The organism is Arthrobacter sp. MP_M4, from assembly GCF_035984855.1.
GTDB lineage: Bacteria > Actinomycetota > Actinomycetes > Actinomycetales > Micrococcaceae > Arthrobacter.
Genome location: NZ_JAXCHX010000048.1, coordinates 1 through 7305, shown reverse-complemented (window position 1 = coordinate 7305; position 7305 = coordinate 1). Strand labels below are relative to the sequence as shown.

General features: G+C 63.1%; 7 protein-coding genes. 1 reads left to right on the top strand and 6 read right to left on the bottom strand.

Going from position 1 to position 7305, the window contains the following annotated elements; translation table 11 throughout:
- Positions 1 to 742: 742 nt before the first annotated feature.
- From RCH15_RS18810 to RCH15_RS18785, 6 genes are all read right to left on the bottom strand, one after another.
- Entirely contained in the window at positions 743 to 877 is a 135-nt protein-coding gene (locus RCH15_RS18810; protein WP_326962174.1) for a hypothetical protein, read from the bottom strand.
- Between the two features lie 35 nt (positions 878 to 912).
- Positions 913 to 1434, bottom strand: a complete 522-nt coding sequence (locus RCH15_RS18805) for a DUF4265 domain-containing protein (protein ID WP_326962173.1) — start codon at positions 1432 to 1434, stop codon at positions 913 to 915.
- Positions 1435 to 2095: 661 nt separating this feature from the next.
- On the bottom strand, positions 2096 to 2704 hold the full coding sequence (locus tag RCH15_RS18800; RefSeq protein WP_326962172.1) for a DUF1349 domain-containing protein: 609 nt from the start codon (positions 2702 to 2704) through the stop codon (positions 2096 to 2098).
- A gap of 127 nt (positions 2705 to 2831) precedes the next feature.
- A complete protein-coding gene (locus tag RCH15_RS18795; protein WP_326962171.1) occupies positions 2832 to 5063 on the bottom strand; it encodes an FtsX-like permease family protein in 2232 nt (743 codons plus the stop codon).
- Positions 5060 to 5773 carry an ABC transporter ATP-binding protein gene (locus RCH15_RS18790; protein ID WP_326962170.1) on the bottom strand — a complete coding sequence of 238 codons (714 nt, stop codon included), beginning with the start codon at positions 5771 to 5773 and terminating at the stop codon, positions 5060 to 5062. Before RCH15_RS18790 ends, RCH15_RS18795 begins: the two co-directional genes overlap by 4 nt.
- Positions 5770 to 6297 carry a PadR family transcriptional regulator gene (locus RCH15_RS18785; protein ID WP_226774166.1) on the bottom strand — a complete coding sequence of 176 codons (528 nt, stop codon included), beginning with the start codon at positions 6295 to 6297 and terminating at the stop codon, positions 5770 to 5772. The genes RCH15_RS18790 and RCH15_RS18785 overlap by 4 nt, the downstream gene beginning before the upstream one ends.
- Before the next feature lie 343 nt (positions 6298 to 6640).
- Here RCH15_RS18785 and RCH15_RS18780 point away from each other — a divergent pair, with 343 nt between their 5' ends.
- Positions 6641 to 7228: a recombinase family protein gene (locus RCH15_RS18780; protein ID WP_326962169.1), complete on the top strand. Its 588-nt coding sequence runs from the start codon at positions 6641 to 6643 to the stop codon at positions 7226 to 7228.
- Positions 7229 to 7305 lie beyond the last annotated feature (77 nt).

Below are 7305 nucleotides of genomic sequence, written 5' to 3'. Positions count from 1 at the left end.
TCTGCCCGGGCCCTCATGGATCAACCAACCCAAGGAAAACACCGAACAGTCAGCCGCCTAACTCCCGTTGGTACCGTTCAGCTTGAAAAATTCCGATGCGGCTAGTTTGTCAGAAACATTCAGAACCTCGTCCGTAAGCCGTGGCCCAACGCCCACTCCAGCGATCCTTCACCCGGCAACTAGTGCGGGTGCAGAGCGAGCACAAAAAGGCTGCCTCAGTGCGATAGCATCCACAAACTAGCTGTCCCTGTTTTCCGATCTCATAATGTCCTTCGAACCGACACCGTAGCGCGCCTACTCCCGGCCGAGCTCTTAGTAGTTACCAAGGAAAGCTAATGGATCTTCCAATCCTGATTGCCGTCGCTCTAGCACTTGCAGCCGGAGTAGGTGTTTTCAAGATCAAAAAGCCCAACAAGAAATAGCTCCGCAACCGCGCAAGTTCCTGCGGTTGAACGGCTCAGTACGTAACTCAACCATCCCCACACTGCCGAGGTCACTTGGCATGCTGCAAGGATGCCGTCCAAAAGTAAGGTGGTCCCTGAACGCTCGGGCACTCTGGGGTGGGCGGACGCCGACGCGGGTCCCTGACCAGCGGAACCTGCCGACTCCGCGATAGCCCGGGCGACAGTAGACTTGCCGGCACCGTTCCGGTCCGGCAAGTGCGCCACCCCGACGCCGCTAGGCCGATCTTCTGCCGGGCGCGGTAGCGTCCGGTCGACCATCCCTCAGCGGGCGTTGCTGCTTAAACCGTTCGGACCATCCGGAGCTCCCGCACGTTGTCTTCAAGCTTCACCGAGCCGTCGGCAACAAAGCCATTCTTTCGATAGAAGGCTTGTGCGCGCGGGTTAAGGTCGGCGACCCAGAGTCCAGCAGACACTGCCTGGTCGATGACTGCGTTGAGGAGCGCCGAACCTACTTGTGCCTCGGTTGCTGAGTTCGGCCCGTCTCGTAATGAAGAACGCCGTTGTGTTCCAGGGCGTGCAATCTATCGGAGATTTCCTGCGTCAGAGGTTCACCACATGAAATGGCGAAGAATCGCGGAGATATGACATCGAGCAGGCACCCAATCTGAGCTAGCTCAGTGGCCAGGGGCTCCCATGCGTTGCCGCCGTCCGTTTTCAGCAGGATTCTGAATGTGAAGTTGAGAGCGTCGTGGTCTACGCCTGTTGCAACGAGGGCGTTCTCCTCTGAGCGCATCACGGTCACCCGGTCGCCAAAGTTAATGTCATAGAGATAGGCCGGCACTGCGAGAACGGTCGCCGTGCCTTCCGCTTCGACGCGGCCGCGCAGGCCTTCCCACATTGGCTCGGCGTCTGGTTCCGGGGGCAGCGCAAACCATATGGTCTCTTGTGCGTCCAAGGCTTCAGGAAGAGGCTGCAGTGAGTCGCCTTGCCAATGTGCCACGACGCTGGGGTGTTGCCGATAATCCGTCACTCGCTGAGACTACCGAGCACGGGACCCGTGATGTGCCCGGCACGCTGACGAACAGATGGAAGGCGGCCCGCTAAAGGATCCGCTGACGGACGCATAGTGGGCAGCGAGATCTCGTGCCAAGAGCAGAGGGTCAGGTGCCGTTGACTCATTGCCCAGTGCTAGTTCTGCGCGTCGTGAATGAGTTGATCAAGGTAAGCCAGGTGGGCGAGGAAGGCTTTGCGGTCTGTGTCTTTGAGCGAGCCCCGGCCTCAGGGAGGCCTACCGATTCACGTGGTTGCGGCGAGGGCAGCGCTGGTTGCTGCATTCACGGGCGATGACGCGCCAGTCCGGCTGCGCCTCAGAACTGGCACGCGAGTCCCTCCAGATCGGAATCACCCGGGAACCGCAATCCGAACAGGGCGGCTCAACGTGGGCGCGTCTCTGCGCTTTATTCATATTTCCCCCAAGAAATCTCAATGCTTAGAGGCTAAGCCAAAAACGGCCACCACCGAGCGCCGCATGCAAAAGCGGCCGCCCAGCGTTCGGATTGAGGGCAGCTGAGCTGCCTATTGGACTGCCCCCGGCTTTGCTGGCTCCTTCGCCGCGGGTGCTGGGTGACCGCAGCGCCCGGTAAAGGATCCTTCACCGCTCCCAGTACGGCTCACGGATGAGTGCTGCGGCTTTAGTCGTGTTCAGGGTGCAGGGTTGCATCTGCATCGGTCTCAACCCATCGGGTGAAGGTGGTCGTGAAGTTAGCCCGAGTGGGCGAGGCACAAAATGGGCCGACCTCGGCACTTACTGTTTCATCCAGAGGAGCAACGCGGATGAGCCGGAAAGACTCATCCCCGGCGCGGGCCCTGATGGTGACGGCGTTACCGGCCCTGCTCAGCCGCACTGTGATTTCCCGATTGATCCACTCAGGGACAGGTGCCACCGACCAGTCGGAGACCCCATGTGTTACGACGGCCCCGACCTGTGGGACTCCGTCGGACACCTCCACGCCGGCCTTGATCCAAGAAAATTCCGAAACGTGAAGATAGATCCCCGCCTGGTCGAACTGCTCGGTGTAATTCAGAAGGAATGAAACCTCCACCGCCCCCTCAGCGGGCAGCGGTGCCAACAGGGCATGCGCGCTGTCATGGACGAAGCCGTACGAGGTGTGCCTCCACGCGTCACTGTTCTCGGCTGCGGTTACCCGCAGAGTCCGACCATCCGCGACGACACGCACGGGCGGGTTGCGCCACCTTCCCCGGGCCCAGGAATCGTGTGCTTCCTTTATCACTTGTGTCACGTCAGATCCCCTAAGTCGATCGTTCAGTCCGTAAGCCCTATTCAAGCAGTGGCACATCCAACACAACGGCGATTGCCCGTTGACCGATCCTTCACCGGACGTTTCACCGGCTCGTCTCAAGTGCGTGTCACTCGAAGCGGGTGGCCGTCATTGCCGTATTGCTCCGAATGAGGCCGAAGGTCGCGGTGACTGCTCCGAGGGCCAGGAGCAAGCTGAGACCCAGGGCCATGAAGTAGTCGGGTGCCGGCCAGGTCACTCGGTAGGTGTCGTCGATGAAGGTCACCATCAGCCAGGCGACAAGGAATCCGAGGCCGACCGAGAGTAGCAGCACGGCCAGGAGCGGGACTGCTGCTTCACGGGTGATGATGCGGCGCAGGACGGACACCGGCATTCCCATCAGCCGCATCAGGCCGAGAACTCTCTTCCGGTCCAGAACGGCGGAGGCGGTGGCGACGGCCAGCGAGAGGCCGGCGATGGCGATCGCGACGAACATGCCGAGGTAGGCAAGGACGGCCAGGCCCTGAATCAGGCGGCCGGTGGACTGCAGTTTGAGGTCCAGCGGGGAGGTGGCAGGGATGGCCGTGATGCCTGAACTGTTTAATGCTGTCCGGGCACGGTCCATAGCTTCCGGGGTCCCGTCGGTGCCGAGCACCATCACGACAGGAACCAGTCCGTCCAGGTTGGTGGCGGGCGCCGGGGTCAGTGCCAGTGGTTGCGTGGTCCAGTAGTGGAGGAACGTTGTATCGACGGCGACGGTCTCTGCGGCTGGGATGTCCTGGAATCCGAGGTCGGGGGCGTCCGCGGCGCGAAAGTAGATTTCAGAACCGGCACCCCTTTCGGAGAGAGCTGCCGGGCCGTAGCCGACGGTGGCGCTGCGGATTCCGGTCAGGTCCCTGGCCTGGCGGGCGGCCTCCGCTACCTGGGCCGGGGTGTGTCCGCTGCTTATGGTGGCGTGGAGGCTGGTGGGCTGAAGCAGGCCGGCGCGGGCCGGGCGCACCTCCGTGGATTCGACGATGCTGGATCCTCCGGCGAAGACGGAGACCACGAACACGGCGATGACCAGCCCTGATACGGACCGGAAGGTCGCGACCGGTGTCTTTTGGATCCGGCTGGCGGCAATGACTCCTGCCGCGCTTCGCGCCTGGCGCAGTCCGATCCGGCTCACCAGGCGCGTCAGCCAGGGGCCGATGACCACGATGCCGACGAGGATGAGCAGAAAGCCGAGGATAAGGAGCGGAGATGCCAGCCACAGTAGCCCCGCGTCGCCGGTCCGGATCGCGAGGACAGCGGTGATCATGGCGGCGAGTCCGGCCAGCACGGGCGCGGTCCGCCACATGGTGGGTGTTTTTTCGTGCACGGCTCTCGTCACGCCCAAGGGGCCAATGCCGGCACGGGCCGTGCGGTGCGCGGCCACAAGTGTCGAGGCCGCGACCACCAGGGCGACGACGGCGGCGGCCGCCGCCGGGCCGGTGGTCAGATCTGCGGCGAACATCCTGGTGCCGTTGACGGGTATTTGCGCGGCAGCCGGCCTCAGCACGATCGCCAGCACGACGCCCAGCAACGCCCCGACAAGGCTGGGGACGGCGGTTTCGACGGCGGCGATCCGGGAGATGAGCTGTGGGGATGCGCCGATGAGGCGCAGGGTCGCGAAGCGTTCGCGGCGCTGGGCGGCGCCGAGGCCGGTGACAATGCTGATCAGCAGCAGAACGGGGAAGAACACGGCGATGGCCCCGATGGACAGCACCGTGTTGTAGGCGGCCGCGCTGCCACCGTACGGGTCGGTGGTGAAGTCTGACACCAGGACGGCCCTGCCGTTCTGGCGGAGTTCGGCTTCCGTTGCTCCCATGACGACGATCAGGGAGTCCGGCCCGGGTAAGGCACCATCGTCAATCGTGCCGGCAAACGTCCCGAAACGGTCACCGAGCTGATCCTGCGGCGTTGATTCGATCAGGCGCTGCAGTGCCGGGGATGCGTAGTAATGGCCCGGCTCCGGAGGTTTGCCGATCCCTGGGATCCTGACGGTGGCCGAATCCAGAGCCGCGACGTCGCGGCGGTTAATCAGTTGGTCGCGGAAGACCTCCACCGGGTTGGCTTCCATGAGCACCGTGGCGGGGGTCAGCGGTACCGGTGTCCCCGGTCCCGAAGTGGTCGGATCTTCCGTTGGCGGGGCGGCGACGGACGGGCGTCCGGTTTCGCGCAGCCAGGCACCGCGGTCATCACGTGCACTCAGGCCGTTGGCGCCGCCCCACAGCAGCAATAGCAGGCATACTCCGACGGCGACTCCTCCGGCGATTCCGGCGAGCCTGCCATAGGCGGACCTGCTGCCGACGACTGCCAGCTTGAGCAACCCCGGATTCACGCGGACACCCGGTAGCCGGCACCGATTGCTCCGTCGCGCACGATGACTTCCCGGTCCGCATACGCGGCGGTGCGCGCGTCGTGGGTGATCATGACCACCGTGGTGCCCTCTTCACGGACCAACTCGAGCATCAGCGTCAGTACATTCTCCGAGGCGAGGGAATCGAGCGAACCTGTGGGCTCATCGGCGAACAACACGGCAGGGGACGTCACCAGAGCCCGGGCCACGGCGACTCGCTGGGCCTGGCCTCCGGACAGTTCCCCGGGCAGCTTGGACCCAAGCCCGTCCAGGCCGAGGCGGTTTAGCAGCTCCGTGGAACGGCGTAGCGCGTCCGGCCGCCGGGTCCCGGCCAGAAGCAGCGGGATGCTGACGTTATCCGCCGCGGTGAGCTCCGGCAGCAGCTGGCCGAACTGAAAGACGAACCCGAAATCGGTCAGCCGCAGCCGGGCACGCTGCGGCTCTCCCAGGGCGCTGGTCTCCATCGGCGACCGTCCGGCGGGACGGTAGGTCACCGAACCTCCGTCGGGTACTAGAACTCCGGCCAGGCAGTGCAGCAGCGTGGATTTGCCCGACCCGGACGGGCCCATGACGGCTAATACTTCCCCTGCGTGGACGTCGAGGTCGACGCCCCGCAATGCGGCCGTCTGTCCAAAGGAATGGTGCAGGCCGTGGGCACTGAGGATGGGTGCAACGGTGTCATGGGTGCTCATGCGCTCTGGAGCTCCTTCTTGAGTTGGGTCAGGCGGGCGCTGGTGAGGTCGATCCAGCGCAGGTCAGCTTCGATGTGGAACAGGCCGTGGTCGCACATCAGGACCCGGAGCAGGTCCGCGTCTTTCTTCAGCCGGGTCAGTTCCCGCATCCGGGCCATGTGTTCACCGCGCTGCACGTCGAGCAGCCGGTCGGCGTCGTCGTCGAGCAACAAGGCGATCACCGTCTTGGCAAAGAGCTCGCTTTGCAGGGACTCGGAGGGAACGTCGGGAGTGAATAGCCACTCGCGCACCCTGTCTTGGCCGGCCACGGTGATCTCGTACTTCTTGCGGTCCGGTCCGCCTCCGGTCTCCTCACCCAGGGCCCGGATCAGCTCATCACGGACCATTCGGGCCAGGGTGGAATACACCTGCCCGAAGGCCAAGGCCTTTCCGGCTCCGAAGTAGCGGTCATAAGAGTGCTTGAGGTCGTAGCCGTAGCTCGGCTCGCGGCTCAAGAGGCCCAACAGAGTGAGAGAGTTGTTCACACCTCAATCTATACACTGAGTGAATAGTGCGATGCCAGCTTTGCATCAGTGGACGGGGCCGTGTCGCGGCCCGGGCGCAAGGAGAAGGCATTGCAGCTTGACCGGCGGAACACAGCGGATGAGTTGGCAAACACGAGTGCACACGAATTCTACATATGGATTTGATCGCTTCGTGACGGCATTCGTGATCGCGCCGTGTCGCAGCAGCCGCCCGTTAGCCGGTCCTCCACCGGTCGCACGCGCTGTTGAACTGCATCATTGCGAGCTGGGGTCCATCAGCGTCCCGTAAGACCCGTCCGGTGAATTGACCGGTGAGGGGGCGTTATATGACACACTATTTTCTATGTCTAAAATACTGGTCGGCTACGCGCGCGTGTCCACCGAGGCGCAAGACCTCACTGCCCAGCGTGATGCCCTGGCTGCCCTTGGCGTTGGGTCTGAACGAATTTATGTTGACCACGGCTTTACTGGCACAAACAAGAACCGTGCAGGACTTCGCGAAGCCCTGGCCGCGTGTCGGGCGGGGGATACTTTCGTCGTCACGAAACTTGACCGGCTGGCGCGTTCCGTCCGGGATGCCCACGAAATTGCAGATGACCTCGCTAACCGGGAAATCAAACTCAGCATTGGTGGATCCGTCCATGACCCCGTTGACCCGATGGGCAAACTGCTGTTCAACGTGTTGGCGATGATCTCCGAGTTCGAAGCCGACCTCATCCGCATGCGAACCCGTGAGGGAATGAAGGTTGCCAAGGCGAAGGGCCGGCTACGAGGGAAGCAACCGAAACTCACCGTCAAACAGGAAAGCCACCTCCTCGAACTGCACGCCGCGGGGGAACACAGCAAGGCAGAGTTGGCCGAGCTGTTTAGCGTCGGTCGTTCTACTGTCTACCGGGCAATTGAACGCGGGCAACGGAATTTTTCAAGCTGAACGGTACCAACGGGAGTTAGGCGGCTGACTGTTCGGTGTTTTCCTTGGGTTGGTTGATCCATGAGGGCCCGGGCAGA

Bases quoted from the DNA above. Each gene is read 5' to 3' on its own strand.
- RCH15_RS18790 (WP_326962170.1), bottom strand. From the start codon at position 5,773: ATGAGCACCCATGACACCGTTGCACCCATCCTCAGTGCCCACGGCCTG.
- RCH15_RS18780 (WP_326962169.1), top strand. From the start codon at position 6,641: ATGTCTAAAATACTGGTCGGCTACGCGCGCGTGTCCACCGAGGCGCAA.